Annotated in this window: 15 protein-coding genes and 1 tRNA gene; 13 read left to right on the plus strand and 3 right to left on the minus strand. The window is 66.2% G+C overall.

Going from position 1 to position 20,280, the window contains the following annotated elements; all coding sequences use genetic code 11:
* Positions 1–23 precede the first annotated feature (23 nt).
* Complete coding sequence (gene rpoH / locus ACFSGX_RS10470) at positions 24–932, plus strand: RNA polymerase sigma factor RpoH (protein ID WP_157175522.1); 909 nt, start codon at positions 24–26, stop codon at positions 930–932.
* 171 nt (positions 933–1,103) lie between these two features.
* Here rpoH and hemB read toward each other — a convergent pair whose 3' ends face one another.
* Complete coding sequence (gene hemB / locus ACFSGX_RS10475; protein ID WP_380929671.1) at positions 1,104–2,099, minus strand: porphobilinogen synthase; 996 nt, start codon at positions 2,097–2,099, stop codon at positions 1,104–1,106.
* A 100-nt stretch (positions 2,100–2,199) separates the two neighbouring features.
* Between hemB and ACFSGX_RS10480 the strand changes: the two genes are divergently transcribed.
* The 4 genes from ACFSGX_RS10480 (at position 2,200) to ACFSGX_RS10495 (ending at position 5,550) form a co-directional block, all read left to right on the plus strand.
* Positions 2,200–3,858 carry a formate--tetrahydrofolate ligase gene (locus ACFSGX_RS10480; RefSeq protein ID WP_380929672.1) on the plus strand — a complete coding sequence of 553 codons (1,659 nt, stop codon included), beginning with the start codon at positions 2,200–2,202 and terminating at the stop codon, positions 3,856–3,858.
* Positions 3,859–3,908: 50 nt separating this feature from the next.
* Positions 3,909–3,985, plus strand: a tRNA-Arg gene (locus ACFSGX_RS10485).
* A 360-nt stretch (positions 3,986–4,345) separates the two neighbouring features.
* Positions 4,346–5,194: an aquaporin Z gene (aqpZ, locus tag ACFSGX_RS10490; RefSeq protein ID WP_380929674.1), complete on the plus strand. Its 849-nt coding sequence runs from the start codon at positions 4,346–4,348 to the stop codon at positions 5,192–5,194.
* A 161-nt stretch (positions 5,195–5,355) separates the two neighbouring features.
* Positions 5,356–5,550 carry a hypothetical protein gene (locus ACFSGX_RS10495; RefSeq protein ID WP_380929676.1) on the plus strand — a complete coding sequence of 65 codons (195 nt, stop codon included), beginning with the start codon at positions 5,356–5,358 and terminating at the stop codon, positions 5,548–5,550.
* 150 nt (positions 5,551–5,700) lie between these two features.
* Here ACFSGX_RS10495 and ACFSGX_RS10500 read toward each other — a convergent pair whose 3' ends face one another.
* Positions 5,701–7,032: an MFS transporter gene (locus tag ACFSGX_RS10500; protein WP_380929678.1), complete on the minus strand. Its 1,332-nt coding sequence runs from the start codon at positions 7,030–7,032 to the stop codon at positions 5,701–5,703.
* A gap of 152 nt (positions 7,033–7,184) precedes the next feature.
* Here ACFSGX_RS10500 and cyoA point away from each other — a divergent pair, with 152 nt between their 5' ends.
* The 8 genes from cyoA (at position 7,185) to ACFSGX_RS10540 (ending at position 15,980) form a co-directional block, all read left to right on the plus strand.
* Positions 7,185–8,333 (plus strand): ubiquinol oxidase subunit II, encoded by a 1,149-nt coding sequence (cyoA, locus tag ACFSGX_RS10505; protein ID WP_380929679.1) that lies wholly within the window; start codon positions 7,185–7,187, stop codon positions 8,331–8,333.
* A 16-nt stretch (positions 8,334–8,349) separates the two neighbouring features.
* Complete coding sequence (cyoB, locus tag ACFSGX_RS10510) at positions 8,350–10,365, plus strand: cytochrome o ubiquinol oxidase subunit I (protein ID WP_380929682.1); 2,016 nt, start codon at positions 8,350–8,352, stop codon at positions 10,363–10,365.
* Positions 10,362–11,006, plus strand: a complete 645-nt coding sequence (gene cyoC / locus ACFSGX_RS10515) for a cytochrome o ubiquinol oxidase subunit III (protein ID WP_380929684.1) — start codon at positions 10,362–10,364, stop codon at positions 11,004–11,006. Before cyoB ends, cyoC begins: the two co-directional genes overlap by 4 nt.
* A complete protein-coding gene (cyoD, locus tag ACFSGX_RS10520) occupies positions 11,003–11,410 on the plus strand; it encodes a cytochrome o ubiquinol oxidase subunit IV (RefSeq protein ID WP_380929686.1) in 408 nt (135 codons plus the stop codon). The genes cyoC and cyoD overlap by 4 nt, the downstream gene beginning before the upstream one ends.
* Positions 11,407–12,159 (plus strand): SURF1 family protein, encoded by a 753-nt coding sequence (locus tag ACFSGX_RS10525; protein ID WP_380929687.1) that lies wholly within the window; start codon positions 11,407–11,409, stop codon positions 12,157–12,159. Before cyoD ends, ACFSGX_RS10525 begins: the two co-directional genes overlap by 4 nt.
* Positions 12,160–12,194: 35 nt before the next feature.
* Complete coding sequence (locus tag ACFSGX_RS10530) at positions 12,195–13,502, plus strand: ATP-binding protein (protein ID WP_380930036.1); 1,308 nt, start codon at positions 12,195–12,197, stop codon at positions 13,500–13,502.
* Entirely contained in the window at positions 13,499–14,032 is a 534-nt protein-coding gene (locus tag ACFSGX_RS10535) for a response regulator transcription factor (RefSeq protein ID WP_157175512.1), read from the plus strand. Before ACFSGX_RS10530 ends, ACFSGX_RS10535 begins: the two co-directional genes overlap by 4 nt.
* 70 nt (positions 14,033–14,102) lie before the next feature.
* Positions 14,103–15,980, plus strand: coding sequence for a gamma-glutamyltransferase family protein (locus tag ACFSGX_RS10540; RefSeq protein ID WP_380929689.1), 1,878 nt, complete (start codon positions 14,103–14,105; stop codon positions 15,978–15,980).
* A gap of 253 nt (positions 15,981–16,233) precedes the next feature.
* Here the strand turns inward: ACFSGX_RS10540 and ACFSGX_RS10545 are convergent, their stop codons facing one another.
* Complete coding sequence (locus tag ACFSGX_RS10545) at positions 16,234–20,148, minus strand: S8 family serine peptidase (RefSeq protein ID WP_380929691.1); 3,915 nt, start codon at positions 20,146–20,148, stop codon at positions 16,234–16,236.
* Positions 20,149–20,280 lie beyond the last annotated feature (132 nt).

A 20,280-nucleotide genomic window follows, 5' to 3' on the forward strand; every position in this document is an offset into this window, starting at 1 on the left:
TGATCATATGAAGGAAATGCAAGATGGCGGCCGGAAAGACATTGCCTGCGACGATTCCCGCGCTCGGCGGTGAAGCCAGCCTGAATCGGTACCTGAGCGAAATCCGCAAATTCCCGCTGTTGCAGCCGGAAGAGGAATATATGCTCGCCAAGCGGTTCCAGGAGCATCAGGATCCGGACGCCGCGGCGCGCCTCGTCACGTCCCACCTCCGCCTCGTCGCGAAGATCGCGATGGGCTATCGCGGCTACGGCCTGCCCACGTCGGAACTGATCTCCGAAGGCAATATCGGCCTGATGCAGGGCGTGAAGAAGTTCGAGCCGGACCGCGGCTTCCGCCTCGCCACCTATGCGATGTGGTGGATCCGTGCCTCGATCCAGGAATATATCCTGCGCTCGTGGAGCCTCGTGAAGATGGGCACCACCGCCGCGCAGAAGAAGCTGTTCTTCAACCTGCGCCGGATGAAGAGCCAGCTGAACGCGTTCGAGGACGGCGATCTGCGCCCCGAGACGCTCACCAAGATCGCGACCGACTTGGGCGTGACCGAGGATGAGGTCACGTCGATGAACCGCCGCATGGCGATGGGCGGCGACACGTCGCTGAATGTCCCGATGCGCGAGGATGGCGAGGGTCAGTGGCAGGACTGGCTGGTCGACAACGACCCGCTCCAGGACGAACTGCTCGCAAACAGCGAGGAAAAGGACGTCCGCCACGACATGTTGCTCGAGGCGATGGACGCACTCAACGACCGCGAGAAGCACATCCTTGCCGAGCGTCGCCTGTCCGAGGATCCCAAGACGCTCGAGGAACTGAGTCAGGTCTACGGCGTCAGCCGCGAACGCGTCCGCCAGATCGAGGTCCGCGCGTTCGACAAGCTGCAGAAGGCGATGATGCGCATCGCCGGCGAAAAGCGCCTTCTGCCAGCAATGGCATAAGCGCGCGGGGTGTGACTTGTCGCAGGTTGTCACCGAACCGCGGCTCTACAACGAGAGTTTAGTCATCCCGGCGTAGGCCGGGATCTCCCTTCGGTCGTAAACTCACCTCTAGCTCAAGGGAGATCCCGGCCTACGCCGGGATGACGGATTGGTGGTAAGGCCCTTGAGAAACTAAGCCCCCATCAACCGCGCCGCCAAAGGCGCATGATACGTCAAAACCCCCGAAGCCCCCGCCCGCTTGAACGCCATCAGCGTCTCCAGCACGAGCGCATCGCGGTCCCCCGCCCCCGCTGCGACCGACGCCTCGATCATCGCATACTCGCCCGACACCTGGTACGCGAACACCGGCACTTCGAACCGCTCCTTCACGCGCCGCACGATGTCGAGATAGGGTAGCCCCGGCTTCACCATCACCGTGTCGGCCCCCTCCGCCAGGTCCAGCGCCACCTCGCGCAACGCCTCTTCCGCGTTGGCCGAATCCATCTGATATCCGCGCTTGTCGCCCTTCAGCAGCCCCCGCGTCCCCACCGCATCGCGGAACGGTCCGTAATAAGCCGAGGCGTACTTGGCGGCATAAGCCATGATCTGCACGTCGTGGTGCCCGCCGGTCTCCAGCGCAGCACGGATCGCACCGACCCGCCCGTCCATCATGTCGGACGGCGCGATGACGTCGCTTCCCGCCTCCGCCTGAACCACAGCCTGCTGCACCAGCACCTCCGACGTGACATCGTTCATTACGTTGCCGCGCGCGTCGACCAGGCCGTCATGCCCGTGGCTCGTGTAAGGATCGAGCGCCACGTCGGTCAGCACGCCGACACCCGGGGCCGCCTCCTTCGCCGCCCGGATCGCCCGACACATCAGATTGTCGGGGTTCAGCGCCTCACGCCCGTCGTCGCTCCGCAGGTTCGCGGGCGTATTGGGAAACAGCGCGATGCACGGAATACCCAGCGCCTCCGCCTCCCGCGCGCGCTCCGCGATCCGCTCGACCGACCAGCGCGACACGCCGGGCAGGCTGGTGATCGGCTCCTCAACGCCGCTCCCCCCTGTCACGAACAACGGCCAGATCAGGTCGGCCGGGGTCAGGACCGTTTCCGCGACCATCCGGCGGCTCCACGGGGCGACACGGGTCCTGCGCATGCGAAGGGCGGGATAGCTGGCTTGGGTCATGCGCCGCATTTGGGGCCTCGCGCCGCAAAGGTCTACCCGTACGCAATATGGTCCACGGACGCGGTTCACCCGCGGCACAACATCGGCTACGTCCGCGCCCATGATGACCGATATCGAAATCTCCCGCGCCGCCACGCTCCGCCCGATCGCGGATGTCGCCGCCGACCTCGGCCTACCCGACAGCGCGGTCGAGCCCTATGGCCGCCACAAGGCGAAGCTGACGGTTTCCAGCGACACCGGTCGCGCGCCGGGCAAGCTGATCCTGGTCACCGCGATCAACCCGACCCCGGCGGGTGAGGGCAAGACGACCACCTCGATCGGCCTGGCCGACGCACTCGTCCGCACCGGGCGCAAGGCGGTCCTCGCCCTGCGCGAACCGTCGCTCGGCCCCTGTTTCGGGACCAAGGGCGGCGCGACCGGCGGCGGCCATGCCCAGGTCACGCCGATGGAAGACATCAACCTCCATTTCACCGGCGACTTCCACGCGATCACGTCGGCACACAACCTGCTCGCCGCGATGATCGACAATCACATCCACTGGGGCAACGCGCTTGGGCTCGACCCCCGCCGCATCATGTGGAAACGCGTGCTCGACATGAACGACCGCGCGCTGCGCCACGTCGTGCAATCGCTCGGCGGCGTGACCAACGGCATACCGCGCGAATCCGGCTTCGACATCACCGTCGCATCCGAAGTCATGGCGATCCTCTGCCTTGCCGACGACCTCGCCGACCTCCAGGCCCGGCTCGGCCGCATCGTGGTCGGCACGACGCGCGACCGCCGCCCCGTAACTGCGGCCGACCTGAACGCCGACGGCGCGATGGCCGTGCTGCTCAAGGACGCGATCAAGCCCAACCTCGTCCAGACGCTGGAGGGCACGCCGGCTCTCATCCACGGCGGCCCGTTTGCCAACATCGCGCATGGCTGCAACTCGGTCATCGCCACCCGCACCGCGCTCTCGCTCGCCGACTATGTCGTGACGGAGGCCGGGTTCGGCGCGGACCTCGGTGCCGAAAAATTCTTCGACATCAAATGCCGCCAGGCCGGCCTCGCCACCGCCGCCGCCGTGATCGTCGCCACCGTCCGCGCGCTCAAGATGAACGGCGGCGTCGCCAAGGCAGACCTCGCCCAGCCGGATCTCGCTGCCGTCCGCCGCGGTGCCGTGAACCTGCTGCGCCATATCGAGAACGTCCAGCAGTTCGGCGTGCCCGTCGTCGTCGCGATCAACCATTTCGGCACCGACACTGCGGAGGAAACCGCCGCGATCCAGGCGATCGTCGCCGAACGCGGCGTTGAGGCAATCCCCTGTCGCCATTGGGCCGAAGGCGGCGCGGGCGCGGTCGAACTCGCAGAAGCGGTCGCTGCGCTCGCGGACACCCCGTCGCAATTCCGCACAATTTACGACGACGCCCTCCCCCTGCAGGCGAAGATGGAACGCGTCGCAACCGCCATCTATCGCGCCGACGGCATCGCCCCCACCCCTGCGGTCGTGCGCCAGCTCGCCGAATGGGATGCCGCCGGCTACGGCGCGCTGCCGGTCTGCATGGCCAAAACGCAGTACAGTTTCTCCGCCGACCCGACGCTGCTCGGCGCCCCCGTGGGCCATGTCGTGCCGATCCGCGAGGTCCGGCTCGCGGCCGGCGCCGGCTTCGTCGTCGCGGTCTGCGGCGACGTCATGACCATGCCCGGTCTGCCGCGCGTACCGGCCGCGGACGCAATGCGGCTCCATGCCGACGGCGCGATCGAAGGACTGTTCTGACCGATAGGACGTTGACCGCGCTTCCCCCGGAAACTACCCCGTCCCCGGCTGCCCCGATAGCTCAGCAGGACAGAGCAACGGTTTCCTAAACCGCAGGTCGGGAGTTCGGGTCTCTCTCGGGGCACCAGCATGACCCATGCAATCGTGCGCGTGATGGCACCCTTCGCATGCCGGCCCGGTCGCGATCGTTCGACACCGAACTGCTCACGGACCCGCCCGCAGGTCGGTCTGCCCTGCCGTAATGACCATGCTGTCCGGATGAGCGGGACCGTACCGCAAGACCTGCGCCCGCGGTCTCTAGTACCATATGACTATGGATTCAGCCTTCAATACCATGGACTGCCAGTACATCGCTGGCATTAGATCGCTTACGTCCGATATCGACTGTCGTTTCGCAGGACTTCTTCTTCAGTCCCCGGAATGCGTCGTCGAATACGGGACAGAACCCGCCGTTCCACGCAACGGCGCGCCTGAGGATGAAGCGACGATGCCGACAATCGACCAGAGCGGGGCCAGCACCAAACCCCCAACCGACCGCCCGCGCCCGCAAGCCCTCGCACGACGTCTCGCGGCGGAGGCGATCGGCACATTCTGGCTGGTGCTCGGCGGCTGCGGCGCAGCGGTGATCGCGGCCGGCGGCGATGTCCCGAACGCAATCGGCATCGCCGGCGTCGCGGGAGCATTCGGCCTGACCGTATTCACCATGGCGTTCGCGGTCGGGTTCATTTCCGGCGGACATTTCAACCCCGCGGTCAGCGTCGGACTTGCCGTCGCGGGCCGCTTTCCCGCCCGCGACGTGCCCGCCTATGTCGGTGCGCAGCTGGTCGGCGCCATCGTTGCCAGTGCGATCCTCGCCGCGCTGGCGTCGGGCGCGCCCGGCTTCGACATCGTGGCGAGCGGCTTTGCCGCCAATGGCTACGGCGCCCATTCGCCGGGGGGGTACGGCGCCACCACCGCGTTCCTGTCCGAAGCGGTGCTGACCGCGGGCTTCCTGCTCGTCATCCTCGGCGCGACGGACGAGCGGTCCCCGGCCGCCTTCGCCCCGCTCGCGATCGGACTGGCGCTCACCCTCATCCACCTGGTGTCGATCCCGATCGACAATACGTCGGTCAACCCAGCGCGCAGCACCGGTCCGGCGTTGTTCCTCGGCGGTTGGGCCCTGTCTCAGCTCTGGCTGTTCTGGCTGGCACCGCTGGTCGGCGCGGCTGCAGCCGGTCTCGCCGGACGCTGGCTGTTCGCCCATGACGACGCCGACCAGTCGCCGGGCCCGATCGGCGACACGCCGGTGGAACTCATGATGTCGAATGCCGCGACGGACACGACGCCGCAGCCGTGACGCGATCGGGCGGGATCGCGGTCCCGCCCCCTCCGTCACGTCGCGCGCGTCGCCACCGGCCCCACCGACATAGGATCGTGGTCCCATTCATCGACGGAACCCGCCCGGCGGAACTTTCGTGCCGGTAGTCCGTCGAACCGGGTGGAGACGGAGGAACTAGCATGCGCGAAGTTCATGACGATGCGAGCCGGGTATACGCGACCGACGGGATCGTCCGCGCCGTCGGGCCGGACTCGATCAAGGTGGACCTCACCCCTGCCGCGGCCCTCGAAACCGCCAATCGGTTGATCGAAGCGGCCGCCAAGGCGGAAGGGCAGAAGCAGTTCGCCGACCGAGGCGCCCGGCAGCGAAAGTAGTGATCGTCGGCTGGGGCTGATCACGTCCCCGCGAATCTGAGACGGGATTAGACGCATCGTGGCGTCATCGACGCGTCGACCCACTAGTCCGAAACCGCACTCAAATCACACCGCAGACGAAGGTGCTACTCCGCCCGAGGCGTCCCCAACTCAGGACGCCTTGTTCGCGAATTCCTTGTTGATGAGCAGCGCGCCGAGCGTGCAGAGCGCCCCCGACAGCAAATACACGCCGACCGAGAACAGCCCGAACTTGCTCGACAGCAACAATGCCGCCAGCGGCGCGAAGCCAGCCCCGATCAACCAGGACAGATCGGACATGATCGCCGCACCGGTATAGCGATAGCGCATCGGCAGGTTCGCCGTCACCGACCCGGACGACTGACCGAAGGACAGGCCGAGCAGGATGAAGCCGCTGATCATGAACAGCAGTTCCGCGCCCTCGCCACCGTCGAGCAGCCGCGGCGCGAAGCCGCTGAACACCGCAATCATCGCCGCGGAAATGCCGAGCAGGTAACGCCGCCCGATCCGATCCGCGATCAGGCCCGACGCAACGATCGCCAGAACGCCAATCGCCGCACCGATCATCTCGATCACCAGGAAGCGCGTCACCGACTGTTTCGTGAACAGCAGGATCCACGACAGCGGGAACACGGTCACCAGATGGAACAACGCGAAGCTGGCGAGCGGCGCGAACGCACCCAGCATGATGTTGCGCCAATTGGCACGGTACGTCTCGCGCACCCGCGCCGGGGTCAGTTCGCGCGTCTCGAACAGCTGTTCGTAATCCGGCGTCGCCACGATCCGCAGCCGTGCAAACAGCGCCACGACGTTGATCGCGAACGCCACGAAGAACGGATAGCGCCAGCCCCAGTCGAGGAAATCGACCGGCGACAGGCTCGCCTCGAAGAACGCGAACAGCCCCGACGCCACCAGCAGGCCGAGCGGCGCGCCGAGCTGCGGAATCATCGCATACCAGCCGCGCTGGTTCTTCGGTGCGTTCAGCGCCAGCAGCGAGGCCAGACCATCCCAGGTCCCGCCGAGCGCCAGCCCCTGTCCGATCCGCAACACGCAGAGCGCCACCGCGGATCCGGCACCGATCTGTTCGTAGGAGGGGATGAACGCCACCGCCATCGTCGACCCGCCGAGCAGGAACAACGCGATCGTCAGCTTCACGCCGCGCCCGTGCCGCCGATCGATCGTCATGAACAGCCAGGTGCCGAACGGGCGCGCGATATAGGCCAGCGCGAACACGCCGAACGAGTACATGACACCGGTCAGTGCATCGACATACGGGAATACCAGCGCCGGAAACACCAGCACGGACGCGATCGCATAGACGAAGAAGTCGAAGAATTCTGACGTGCGGCCGATAATGACGCCGATCGCGATCTCGCCGGGCTGGACCTCACCGTGACGTGCGTTGATCCGTCGGGCGTCCTGCTCGATGGAGTCCGACTTGGGATGGGCGGTCTGGGCACTCATGCGGTCACTTCGCTCCTGGTCGGCGCCTTTGGGAGGGCGTAAAACAGCCAAATCCCAACGTTCACGGCCCTCATGCACTTTTTGCTGCAACTGCGAGACTGGACAAACTGTCCAGCTATCCGCGGGGGCAGCATGCGGCTATATCATGCCCCATGATGTTCGATCGGTCCACACCTTCCACCCGCCGGCTCCGTCTCCTGGCTGGGCTGCCGCTGTTGCTCCTTGGCGGATGCAACATGGTCGTCATGAACCCGTCCGGCGACGTTGCATTGCAGCAGCGCGACCTGATTTTGGTGGCCACCGGCCTGATGCTGCTGGTGATCGTGCCGGTGATCGCGCTGACCGTCTTGTTCGCCTGGCGGTACCGCGCGGGCAACAAGGACGCGAAGTACGAACCCAATTGGGATCATTCGACTCAGCTCGAACTCGTCATCTGGGCGATCCCGCTACTCATCATCATCGTGCTCGGTGCGGTCACCTGGGTCAGCACGCACGTGCTCGACCCGTATCGCCCGATCGAACGACTCGGTCCCGGTCGCCTGATCGCCAAGGACGTCCGCCCGCTTGAGGTGCAGGTCGTGGCGCTCGATTGGAAGTGGCTCTTCATCTACCCGGAATATGGCATTGCCACGGTTAACCAGCTGGCGGCGCCCGTTGATCGCCCGATCGAATTCAAGCTGACGTCTTCGACGGTCATGAACGCGTTCTACATCCCGTCGCTGGCGGGCATGATCTACGCGATGCCCGGCATGGAGACGAAGCTGCACGCGGTGATCAACAAGCCCGGCAACTATGACGGCATCTCCTCCAACTACAGCGGTGCCGGCTACTCGGGCATGAAGTTCCGGTTCTACGGCATGTCGGATCAGGGCTTCGCGCAGTGGGTCGCCAGCGTCCGCGCCAAGCCGATGCCGCTCACCCGCGCCAATTATCTGCAACTGGAAAAGCCGACCGAGAACGTCCGCCCGATGCATTTCGGCCGTGTCGATCCGCAGCTTTACAAGGCCGCGCTCAACATGTGCGTGCGCCCCGGATCGATGTGCATGGATCGCATGATGATGATCGATGCGATGGGCGGCGGCGGCAAGCATAGCGCCGAACCGAAGAACGGCGTCGGCCATGCCGAGGGCGCGCTGGAGAAACAGCCCGAGGAAAAGGGCGCACCCGGCCACTGGAGTACGCCGCGAAAACCGGGCGCTCCCGGTGCGCAGCAACCCGGTGCACAACAGAATCGTGACCTGACACTGAACCGTACGCCCCCCGCAGCGACGCCTGGCCTCCGCCAGTCCGCGCGCGCCTGATACGATAGGCACACAGATGTTCGAGAACCCTGCAATCCTGAAGACGATCTTCGGCCGCCTGACGCTCGAATCGCTGCCGCTGCACGAACCCATCGTGATGGGCACGTTCGCTGCGGTCGCGGTCGGCGGGATCGCGCTGCTCGCGGCGATCACCTACTTCAAGCTCTGGACCTGGCTCTGGAAGGAGTGGCTGACCAGCGTCGACCACAAGAAGGTCGGGATCATGTACATGATCCTCGGTACGGTCATGCTCCTCCGCGGCTTCTCCGACGCCATCATGATGCGCGCGCAACAGGCGATGGCATTCGGCGCGAACGAGGGCTTCCTGCCCGCGCACCACTATGACCAGGTGTTCACCGCGCACGGCGTGATCATGATCTTCTTCGTGGCGATGCCGTTCGTCACGGGTATCATGAACTACGTCATCCCGCTTCAGATCGGTGCGCGCGACGTGTCGTTCCCGTTCCTCAACAACATGAGCTTCTGGATGACCGCTTCCGGTGCCGTCATTGTCATGATGTCGCTGTTCATCGGTGAGTTCGCACGGACCGGCTGGCTCGCCATGCCGCCGCTGTCGGGGATCGCGTACAGCCCCGATGTCGGTGTCGACTATTATATCTGGGCGCTGCAGATCGCCGGCGTCGGGACCTTGCTGTCCGGCGTCAACCTGATCGCGACTATCGTCAAGATGCGCGCACCGGGCATGTCGATGATGAAGATGCCGATCTTTTGCTGGACCGCGCTCTGCACCAACGTGCTGATCGTCGCCGCCTTCCCCGTGCTGACCGCCGTGCTCGCACTGCTGTCGCTCGATCGCTACATCGGCACCGCCATCTTCACGAACGAACTCGGCGGCAACCCGATGATGTACGTGAACCTGATCTGGATCTGGGGTCACCCGGAGGTCTACATCCTCATCTTGCCGCTGTTCGGCGTGTTCTCGGAAGTCACCTCGACCTTCTCGGGCAAGCGCCTCTTCGGTTACACCTCGATGGTCTACGCCACCGTGGTCATCACGATCCTCGCCTACCTCGTCTGGCTTCACCACTTCTTCACGATGGGATCGGGTGCCAGCGTCAACTCGTTCTTCGGCATCACCACCATGGTGATCTCGATCCCGACGGGCGCGAAGATCTTCAACTGGCTGTTCACGATGTACCGCGGCCGGATCCGGTTCGAACTGCCGATGATGTGGACGGTGGCCTTCATGATCACATTCACGATCGGCGGCATGACCGGCGTCCTGCTCGCCGTGCCCCCGGCCGACTTCGTGCTGCACAACTCGCTGTTCCTGGTCGCCCACTTCCACAACGTCATCATCGGCGGCGTGTTGTTCGGCACCTTCGCGGCGATCAACTACTGGTTCCCGAAGGCCTTCGGCTTCCGCCTGAACGAGTGGTGGGGCAAGCTGAGCTTCTGGATGTGGGTGCCCGGCTTCTACGTCGCGTTCATGCCGCTCTATGTGCTCGGCCTGATGGGCGTCACGCGCCGCCTGCGTCACTTCGACGACCCGTCATTGCAGATCTGGTTCGTGATCGCGGCCATCGGTGCGGCGATGATCGCGGTGGGCATCGCGGCCTTCCTGATCCAGATCTTCGTCAGCGTCCGCAACCGCGAGGCCCTGCGCGACACGACCGGCGATCCGTGGAACGGTCGTACGCTGGAGTGGGCGACCTCGTCGCCGCCGCCGGCCTACAACTTCGCCTTCACGCCGATCGTGCATGACGGCGACGCCTATGCCGACATGAAGGTCCGCGGCTACGATCGTCCCATGACCGGGTTCCGCGCGATCCACATGCCGAAGAACACCGGCACCGGTGTGATCTTGGCCGGCTTCGCGACCGCGCTCGGTTTCGGGATGATCTGGTACATCTGGTGGCTGGCCGCCGCGAGCATGCTGGGTCTGATCGCGACGTCGATCATCCACACGTTCAACTACAAGCGCGACTATCACATCCCGGTTGAGGAAGTGGAGCGGACCGAGGCGGCCCGTACCGCACTGCTCGCCCAGAACAAGGTGACGACGGCATGAGCGCCACCCACACGGCGCCCCCCGCGGGTGCCGACGACGCAACGAAGCTGGCCTTCTACCAGATCGACGAGCACGACCATCCGGAGGGCGGCAGCACGATGCTGGGCTTCTGGATCTACCTGATGAGCGATTGTCTCATCTTCGCGTGCCTGTTCGCGATCTACGGTGTGCTCGGTGCGAACTATGCCGGCGGGCCTGCGCCGAAGGACCTGTTCGAACTGCCGCTGGTCGCGATCAACACGTCGATGCTGCTGTTGTCGTCGATCACCTACGGCTTCGCGATGCTGGCCATGGAGAAGCAGCAGATCCGGGCCACCCAGCTCTGGCTGGCGGTCACCGGCCTGTTCGGCGCGACCTTCATCGGGATCGAGCTGTACGAGTTTGCGACGCTGGTCCACGAAGGCGCCACGCCGCAACGCAGCGCCTTCCTGTCCGCCTTCTTCACGCTGGTCGGCACGCACGGCCTGCACGTCACCTTCGGCCTGATCTGGTTGGTGACGCTGATGGTCCAGGTCGGCAAGCATGGCCTGATCCAGGCGAACAAGCGCCGCCTGATGTGCCTCAGCATGTTCTGGCACTTCCTCGACGTCATCTGGATCGGCGTCTTCACCTTTGTCTATTTGCTCGGGATGCTGCGATGACCGACACTTCCAGCCACGTTCACGCGCATGCGGACTCGCACGGCAAGGGCGATGACGGCCATCACGAGGGTGACGCCCAGTCGCACGGTTCGTTCAAGGGTTACATGACCGGGTTCGTCCTGGCGGTCATCCTCACCGCGATCCCGTTCTGGCTCGTCATGGCCGGCCCGTTCGCGCAGCAGACCACGGCGCTGATGGTCATGGGCTTCGCGGTCGCGCAGATCGTCGTCCACATGATCTACTTCCTCCACATGGACACCAAGTCCGAGGGCGGCTGGACGATGATGGCGCTGATCTTCACCGTCCTGCTCGTCGCGATCGCGATCAGCGGATCGCTCTGGGTCATGTTCCACCTCAACACCAACATGATGCCGATGAACCCGGCCGCGATGGACTCCATGTGACCAACGGGGCAGCCGGCGCACCCGATACGGGCGCCCGGCCGCCCCGCTCGCGGCTGACGCTCGTCATCCTGACGGTCGTCACGGCGCTGCTCGTCGCGGCACTGCTCGGCCTTGGGACCTGGCAGGTCCGGCGCCTCGCCTGGAAGCGCGACCTGATCGCCCGCGTCGACGCCCGCGTCCACGCCCAGCCCGTCGCGGCCCCCGGCCCCGCGGCATGGGGAGGGCTCAATGTCGAAAACGCCAGCTATCGCAACATCCGCCTGACCGGCCGCTACCGGAACGATCGCAGCGTCCGAACCCAGGCCGCGACCGTCCTCGGCGCGGGTAGCTGGCTCATCACGCCGCTCGTCACCGACGCGGGCTTCACCGTCCTCGTCAACCGTGGCTTCGTCCCCCCCGGCTGGCAGGACCGCACCCCGCCGTCAGGCCCGGTCACGGTCACCGGCCTGCTCCGCATGACCGAACCCGGCGGCGGCTTCCTGCGTCGCAACAACCCGACCGCGGGTCGCTGGTACTCACGCGATGTCGCCGCGATCGCCGCCGCCCAGCGGCTCAAGGCCGTCGCCCCCTATTTCGTCGATGCCGCGGCCGACCCCGCTGCGCCGACGCGTCCCCCCGTCGGCGGCCTCACCATCGTCGCCTTCCCGAACAGCCATCTGACCTATGCGATCACCTGGTACACGCTCGCGCTCATGCTGATCGGCGGCTGGGTGTTGATCCTGCGCTACGAACGGCGGATGCGGCGATGAGGAGCGCGCCACTGGCCCGCACCGCCACACCCTCGATGCCCCCGCTGACCGGTGACGGCGCGACGCGCTCGATCGGCGACGCCGGCCGCCGCAACATGCTGCAACTTGTGCAGCTCCGCTGGCTTGCGGTTGGGGGCCAGGTCTCCGCCATCCTGATCGCGCAGTTCGGGCTCGGCATCGAACTCCCGCTTGGCGCCATGCTCGGCGTGGCCGGCGCCACGCTACTCCTCAACCTCGCCAGCATCATTCTGCTCCGCAACCGGGTCGGCACCTCCAACGGCTCGTTGTTCTTCGCGCTCATCCTCGACGTCGCCTCACTCACCGCGCAGCTCTACCTGAGCGGCGGCGCGACCAACCCGTTCATGTGGCTCTACCTGCTGCAAGTCGTGCTCGGCGCGATCCTGCTCGATACCTGGTCCGCGATCGTCATCGTGATGGTGACCAGCCTGTGTTTCGCGGCGCTCACCTTCATCTACCGCCCGCTTAACTTCCCCCCCGTGCTCGCCGACAGCCGCCGGCTGATCGACACCGCCGGCGCCTGGGCCTGCTTCGCGCTCGTCGCGATGCTGCTCGTGCTGTTGATCACCCGCATCACGCAGAACCTGCGCGCCCGCGACGCCAACCTCGCGAACCTGCGGCAACAGGCGGTGGAGGAGGATCACATCGTCCGGATGGGCCTGCTCGCCTCCGGCGCCGCGCACGAACTCGGCACGCCGCTCGCCTCGCTCGCCGTCATCCTGGGCGACTGGAAACGCATGCCCGCCCTCGCCGCCGACCCGGATCTGGTGGCCGAGATCGGCGAGATGCAGGCCGAGGTCCAACGTTGCAAGGCGATCGTCACCGGTGTCCTGCTCGCGGCGGGCGAGGCGCGCGGCGAAGCGCCCGCGATCACCGGCATGCGCCGTTTCCTGGACGGTATTGCGGATGACTGGCATGCGGCACACATGAGTACGGTGCTCGACTACCGGAACGCATTTCCCGGCGACCTGCCCGTCGTGGCGGACCCGGCCTTGAAACAGGTCATCTTCAACGTGCTCGACAATGCCGCTGAATCCTCCCCCGCCTGGATCGCGTTCAACGCGTCGCAGCGTGGCGACGCGCTCATCATCGCGGTGCAGGACGCCGGCGGTGGCTTCTCGCCCGAACGGCTCGAACGGATCGGCAAACCCTATGAATCGAGCAAGGGCCGGCTCGGCGGCGGGCTCGGCCTCTTCCTCGTCGTCAACGTCATGCGTAAGCTCGGCGGCGCGGTCTCGGCCGCCAACTGCCCGAACGGCGGCGCGGTCGTGACGCTCACCCTGCCCCTCGCCGCGATCGCCGCACCCCCGGGGCGCGCCGCATGACCGCCGGTCGCCTGCTCGTCATCGTCGAGGACGACGCCGCCTTCGCACGCACGCTGAAGCGCTCGTTCGAACGGCGCGAATACGAAGTCCTGCTCGCCGCCAGTCACGAGGATCTCGTCACGCTGCTCCAGGGCCGTACCCCGGACTTCGCGGTCGTCGATCTCAAGCTCAACGGCGCGTCCGGCCTCGTCTGCGTCCAGACGCTGCGCGCGCACGATCCGGCGACGCTGATCGTCGTGCTGACCGGCTTTGCCAGCATCGCGACCGCGGTCGAGGCGATCAAGCTGGGCGCGTCGCACTATCTCGCCAAGCCGTCCAACACCGACGATATCGAGGAAGCGTTCGGCCGTGCCAGCGGCAACGTCGCCGCCCCGCTGACCGAGCGTACGACGTCGATCAAGACGCTGGAATGGGAACGGATCCACGAGGTGCTGGCCGAGACTGGCTTCAACATTTCGGAAACCGCCCGCCGGCTCGGCATGCATCGCCGCACGCTCGCCCGCAAACTCGAGAAGCGCCAGGTCAAGTGAAGCCCGGCGATAACGCTTGAACTGACCGGACCCCCACGCAACAACAGCCCCTTACTCAAGGAGCTGCCCCATGCGTCGCCGCACGTTCATCGCGTCCCTGCCCGCCGCCGCACTGGCCTCGAACGCCGTCGCGCAGACCGGCACCACGGGCGGCGCGGCAAAGGCGGCCCCCGGTGACGGCGCGGCGCCGCAGCCCCCGACGGCGCAAGCGGCACTCCCGCCCGTCTGGGAACCCGGCACCGATCGCTTCATCCGGCCCGACGTCAGCGCCGGCGATCGTCCGGTCGGCGCCAGCTTCGCCTCGCGCACCGCGGTCTACGGGCTCAACGGCGCGGTCGGCACCGCCCACCCGCTCGCCACCCAAGCCGGCATCGATATCCTCCGACGCGGCGGGTCCGCGGTCGATGCCGCCATCGCGATCAACGCCTGCCTCGGCTTCCTCGAACCGACCGCCAGCGGCATCGGCGGCGATGCCTATGCGATGATCTGGGACCCGAAGGCGAAGGCCGTCGTCGGCATCGCCGGATCGGGCAACAGCCCGCGCGGGCTCAGCCTCGAAACCGTCCGTGCCCGCGCGAAGAACGGCGTGCTGCCCCCGCTCGGTGCGCTCAGCGTCTCGGTCCCCGGCACGGTCGATGCCTGGTGGTCGATGCACCAGCGTTACGGCAAGCTTCCCTGGGCCGACCTGTTCCAGCCCGCCATCGCCCATGCCGAGGCCGGCGCTCCCGTCCCCGACATGATCGCCTTCTACATCCGGCGCAGCCTCACCGCCTTCCGCCGCCCCGGAAACGGGTTAGAGGAGTCCGCCAATGCGCTCCGCACCTACGGCCTCGCGGATGGCAAGGGCCCCCGGCCGGGCCAGGTGTTCCGCAACCCCGATCTCGCCCGCACCTACCGCGCGATTGCTACGGGCGGCCGCGACGCCTTCTACCAGGGCGACCTCGCCCGCACGATCGACCGTTATTTCCAGCGGATCGGCGGCTGGCTGCGCTATGCCGATCTCGCCGCGCACCGTTCCGAATGGATCGCGCCCAACCGTACCGACTATCGCGGCACCACCGTCCACGCGCTCGGCGCGAACACGCAGGGACTGGCCACGCTCCAGATGCTCAACATCCTCGAACGGTTCGACCTGAAGGGCGCCGGCTTCCAGTCCCCGCTCTCGATCCACCTCCAGGCGGAAGCCAAGCGCCTTGCCTACGAAGATCGCGCGCGTTATTACGCCGACCCGCGCTTCGCGAAGATCCCGGTCGAATGGCTGATCTCGAAGGAGTATGCCGCCGAGCGCGCCAAGCTGATCCGCCCCGACCGCATCCTGACCCCCGTCTATCCCGGCCAGGCCCCCAGCCGCGGCGACACCACCTATTTCAGCTGCGCCGACAGCAGCGGCATGATGGTGTCGATGATCCAGTCCAACTTCCGCGGCATGGGCTCCGGTCTCGTCGCCGACGGGCTCGGCTTCATGTTCCAGGACCGCGGCCAGTTGTTCAGCCTGAAGGACGGTCACCCGAACGTCTATGCGCCCGGCAAGCGCCCGTTCCAGACGATCATCCCCGGCTTCGCGACGCGCGGCAACGCACCGTGGATGAGCTTTGGCGTGATGGGCGGCGACATGCAGCCGCAGGGCCAGACCCAGATCATCGTCAACCGCGTCGACTACGGCCTGGAAATTCAATCGGCCGGCGACGCCCCCCGCTGGCACCACGAAGGCTCTTCGCAATCGATGGGTGAGGACGACACCGGCCTCGGTCCCACCGGGCTGCTCCGCCTGGAAAGCGGCGTCCCGCTCGCCACCCGCAAGCGCCTCGCCGAACTCGGCTGGACGATCGGCGACCCGGACGGCGGGTTCGGCCGCTACCAGTGCGTCGAACACCGCATGGACGGCCCGACCCGCGTCTATGCCGGCGCCAGCGAAATGCGCGCCGACGGCTGCGCGCTCGCCTACTGAGCTTTCCCAAGCCACGGCCAGCTGAACAGAACCGTCGGCGGTGGCCGTCGCCATTGTTCAACTCAAGTTATAAAACGGCCTGCCCCCGCAATCCGTCCGGCGTCGCTATCGCCCTCGGCAAATGGCAAACCGAAACGCTGCCGAACCAACCACAAAAAAGCCTGGCTCCGGTCCGACATCAGTCGAACCGGAGCCAGGCAATTGGCTCAGCACTGTAAACGGGGAACCGGCCAGGCCGGCTCCCCTGCCACGATCAGACCGCGACCACATTCTCCATGACGCCGTAGTTCCAGGACGTCATCAGGGCCATGCCCGCCCCGGCCATATGGCTCATGTCCGACGCGATCGGCTCCGCCGAGAAGGCCGACGGCGTGACGACTGCGAAGTCGCTCACCGGCTCCGCAACCGCGGCATCGGAACTGACGATCACATCCGACGTCGTGACCACTGCCGACCGCAGCACGAGATCGGACGTCGCGACCGCATTGGCACCGGTCACCTGGATGTTCAGGTCGACCACACCGTTGCCGCCGAGATCGACGCTGACGAACGTGTCGCTGCCGAACGTGAAGATGTTCACGCGGTCGGCGGCGCTGGTGTTGACCGTCGAAAGATCGATCTTGTCGACGCCGGTCTGGAAGTCGGTGATCACATCCGCGGTCGCGGACGGCGAGTCGCCTGCCACCGCGTACTTGAACGTGTCCGCCCCGGCCCCGCCCGTCATGCGATCGGACAACAGGCCACCCTGCAGCAGGTCGTTACCGTCGCCACCGTTCAGCGTGTCGGAACCCTGTCCACCGAACAGGCTGTCATTCCCGATCCCGCCGTCCAGCGTGTCATTGCCCTGGTTACCGTACAGCGCGTCGTCGCCGTCCCCGCCGCTCAGCGTATCCGTGCCCAATCCGCCGTTCAGCGTATCGGTCCCGGCCCCGCCGGTCAGCGTGTTCGCCGCATCGTTACCGGTCAGGACGTCGTTGAACGCGGACCCCGACAGGTTCTCGATCGAGGTCAGCAGGTCCGGGCCACCGGCACCGGTCTGCTGCAACCCAGCCAAGGCGAGGCTTACCGTCACGCCCCCCGTCGCGCTGGCATAGCTTGCGGTATCGTTGCCGATCCCGCCGTCAATCGCGTCGAACCCGGACGTGAACGTCCCAGTCGGCGTGACCTCTGCCGACGTGTCGGAGATGTGGAGCGTATAGGTTTCGCCCGCGACCAGACCGCCGGCGCTCGGTGCGGCCAGCGTGTCGAAATCGATGACCCGGACATAATAGGTCCCGGCCGTCGCGAACGTGTAGTCAAGCCGGCTGGCGAGGCTGGAGCTGCCCGGATCGCCGAAGTCGTCGTCATTTTCGGCGAGGACCGTGCCCGCGGCGTCGACAATCTGGATCACGGAGTCGAACGACACCTGATCGATGTCGAACACGACGCGTGCGCCCGCATCGACCGTAACCCCGTAATATTCCAGGCCGTTGCCGGCGGCGGTCGCGTTGACCGTCGCATGCGGGATATTGCGCGCGCTTTCGATGTTGGTGTTGCTGACCAGATCGAAATTGCCGGCGGCCGAGGAGTCGAGCACCACCGCGGTGGCGATGCTGTTGTTGGTCGTCGCGGCGGACTTCGTCACGTCGGGACGATCGACCGTGTCGGCGAATTGGGTTTCGTTGCCGAACCCACCGTCGATGATGTCGTCGCCTTCACCACCGCTGATCGTGTCGCTACCTGCGCCGCCGCTGATGACGTTGTTCTCGACGCTGCCGCCGATCGTGTCACCGAAACTGGAACCGGTGGCGTTCTGGAAGTTGCTGAGCGTGTCGGTGCCGGCCCCGCCGATCGCGGTGCCCGTCGCCAGGTTCACCGAGACCGCTGCGGTCGCGTTGACATAGCTGGCGGTGTTCGTGCCGACACCGCCGACCATCCGATCGTTGCCCAGCCCGCCTTCGACCACGTCGTCGCCGGCGCCGCCGTTCAGGATGTCATTACCCTGCCCGCCGTAGATCGTGTCGTTGCCGCTCTCGCCGAAGACCTGATCGTCGTCCTGGTTGCCGTACAGCGTGTCGTTGCCCGCGCCGCCATAGATCATGTCCGCACCGGTGCCGCCCGTGACCCGGTCGTCACCGTCATAACCGTACAACGTGTCCGCCGCGACGCTGCCCGTGATCGTGTCGTTCAGGTGGGTGCCGTACAGCGTCGTCTGACCAGGGTTGGAGATGTTGAGCGTCGTCGCGAACTGCACCGACTTGTCGGCCAGCACGAAACCGGACCCGGTCCGCACGTCCAGACCGACGTCGAACCCGACCGTCGCGCTGTCGTCCATGTCGATCGACGAATTCATCATCAACGCCCGGACGTCCGCGCCGTTCAGCAGCGGGTTGGCCTGCAGCATCAACGCCGCGACCGCCGCCGCGTCGGGGGCCGCCGCGGACGTGCCGAAGAAGTTCGGGAACGTGTCCGCATCCGCCGCCGAATCGCCGGAGAAGAAGGTCGTATTGCCACCGTCGACCGCCGTCATCGCAACCGTGCGAACCTCGGGCGCCGCAAGCCGGTTGCCGTTGTCGTCGAACAACGTCGTCTGTGTGCCGCGCGAGGAGAAGGTCTCCGCGACCGGCGGGTTGTAGCCATATTCCGGCGTCCGGGCGAACGACGCCGCGCCGATCGCCATCGACCCTTCGGCCGCATGGTGGCCGTACAGCGTGCCCTCGTTGGTGTTGGACAGCGGGTTTTCCAGGTTGATGTTCGCCCCGTTGCCCGACGCGATCAGCCGGATCTGGCCCGGTGCCTCGCCGTCATACAGGCCGACGCGGATCTGGAACGTGCCGGTTGACGGCGCGGTGTAGCGGAACACCTCGACCGGATCGCCGCCCACATTGTTGGTGGCCGCCCGTGCGCGGACCGTCGTGCCGTCCGCGCTCGTCAGGAACACGTCGAGGTCGTTGGCCGAACCGGGGCCACCCGCCGATGCGGCCGGTGAATCCCACTGCAGGATGAACGTGCCGGTGGCACCCGCACCCATCGTGACGGTGATGAAGTCCTGGCCCGGTGCGAACTGCATCAGCGTATATTCGGCGCCGAGCAGCGTCTGCGTGCCGCCGGAAACCCAGGCGCCCTCATAACCTTCGCGCCCGTCGTTGCCGGCCGAGCTGAAATAGGCGACGCCGCGATCCGCGACCTCGTTCACCGCCTGCGAAATGATGCCGTTCTGGTAGGTCAGTTCGGCGAAGTAGCTGACGTCGTCGACGATCACCCGGTCGCCGGCATTGGCCAGCGCGATGATGTTGTTGGCGAACGATGCCTGGCCGTTGAACGCCGTCGCGAAATCGATCGCCGCGCCCGGTGCCAGATCGTGGACCAGCTGCGCCATCGCGCGGCCTTCGTCGCTGCCCGCGCCGGTCAGGTCGGCCAGAACGCGCGTGTCGGTCGGCAGGTCGTTGCTCGCGATGTTGGTCGCGACGGTATCGGTCGTGCTGCCGTTGCGGCCGAAGCTGTCGGACATCACGCCGACGCGGATCCCGCTGCCGTCGACGCCGTAGGTCGCGCGCGCCGTATCGGCCGCCATCGTCGAGTCGGCCTGCGTCGTGACGAGGCCGACACTGCTGGTGAACCCGGATTCGCGGGCGGCGAGCAGGTTCGTCGCGGTGGTCAGCGCGCCGATCTGGTCAACCGCAATGTATCCGGATGCGACCGCGCCGTAGCTGCTGCCACCCTTCAGGCCCAGACCCTGCAATTCGGCGAGCAAGCCGGCACCGTTGCCGTCGCGCGCCGTGGTATCGATCAGCACATATTTGCCGTCTGCGGTGATCGCATTGGCGATCTGTTCGACGCTGCTGGTAAAGGCGGACATCGCCACCGCCTGCGACGAATTGCTGTAGTACAGCGACGCGAGCTGTTCATCCAGCATCGACAGGTCACCGGACTTCAACGCCGTCATGGCCAATGCCGATGCGTCGTCGAAGCTCAACGCCACCGCATCATCACCGATCAGGCTCGTCGTCATATCGGGGGCCAACACCGCATTGCCGGCCGACGTCACGATGTTGACTGCATCGGGGCCGGTATCGGCAGTCGCGGTCTGTGCCGCGTTGTAGGCCGCCGTGAAGTGATCGCCTGCCATACTGGTCGCGGCATCGTTCTGGTCGGTCGGCGCAGAAGTCACTTGACGAGATGTTGCCATGGAGTGGGTTCCGTTTCCGCAGATACAGGGGCAGGGCGTCCGCGGGAGAGACTCATCTTCCCCCGCCGGCCGATCTTGAGTATCGGCACCCCCCGCGACGCGTAACGTCATGAGGTGATACCGTTAATCTTC

Origin of the sequence: Sphingomonas arantia, from assembly GCF_042682045.1 — a bacterium.
Taxonomy (GTDB): Bacteria; Pseudomonadota; Alphaproteobacteria; order Sphingomonadales; family Sphingomonadaceae; genus Sphingomonas_R; species Sphingomonas_R arantia.

What these genes read in the sequence shown, in the direction of transcription:
- rpoH (WP_157175522.1), top strand. Translation starts at nt 24, where the DNA reads ATGGCGGCCGGAAAGACATTGCCTGCGACGATTCCCGCGCTCGGCGGT.
- hemB (WP_380929671.1), bottom strand. Translation starts at nt 2,099, where the DNA reads ATGACCCAAGCCAGCTATCCCGCCCTTCGCATGCGCAGGACCCGTGTC.
- ACFSGX_RS10480 (WP_380929672.1), top strand. Translation starts at nt 2,200, where the DNA reads ATGATGACCGATATCGAAATCTCCCGCGCCGCCACGCTCCGCCCGATC.
- aqpZ (WP_380929674.1), top strand. Translation starts at nt 4,346, where the DNA reads ATGCCGACAATCGACCAGAGCGGGGCCAGCACCAAACCCCCAACCGAC.
- ACFSGX_RS10495 (WP_380929676.1), top strand. Translation starts at nt 5,356, where the DNA reads ATGCGCGAAGTTCATGACGATGCGAGCCGGGTATACGCGACCGACGGG.
- ACFSGX_RS10500 (WP_380929678.1), bottom strand. Translation starts at nt 7,032, where the DNA reads ATGAGTGCCCAGACCGCCCATCCCAAGTCGGACTCCATCGAGCAGGAC.
- cyoA (WP_380929679.1), top strand. Translation starts at nt 7,185, where the DNA reads ATGATGTTCGATCGGTCCACACCTTCCACCCGCCGGCTCCGTCTCCTG.
- cyoB (WP_380929682.1), top strand. Translation starts at nt 8,350, where the DNA reads ATGTTCGAGAACCCTGCAATCCTGAAGACGATCTTCGGCCGCCTGACG.
- cyoC (WP_380929684.1), top strand. Translation starts at nt 10,362, where the DNA reads ATGAGCGCCACCCACACGGCGCCCCCCGCGGGTGCCGACGACGCAACG.
- cyoD (WP_380929686.1), top strand. Translation starts at nt 11,003, where the DNA reads ATGACCGACACTTCCAGCCACGTTCACGCGCATGCGGACTCGCACGGC.
- ACFSGX_RS10530 (WP_380930036.1), top strand. Translation starts at nt 12,195, where the DNA reads ATGCCCCCGCTGACCGGTGACGGCGCGACGCGCTCGATCGGCGACGCC.
- ACFSGX_RS10535 (WP_157175512.1), top strand. Translation starts at nt 13,499, where the DNA reads ATGACCGCCGGTCGCCTGCTCGTCATCGTCGAGGACGACGCCGCCTTC.
- ACFSGX_RS10540 (WP_380929689.1), top strand. Translation starts at nt 14,103, where the DNA reads ATGCGTCGCCGCACGTTCATCGCGTCCCTGCCCGCCGCCGCACTGGCC.
- ACFSGX_RS10545 (WP_380929691.1), bottom strand. Translation starts at nt 20,148, where the DNA reads ATGGCAACATCTCGTCAAGTGACTTCTGCGCCGACCGACCAGAACGAT.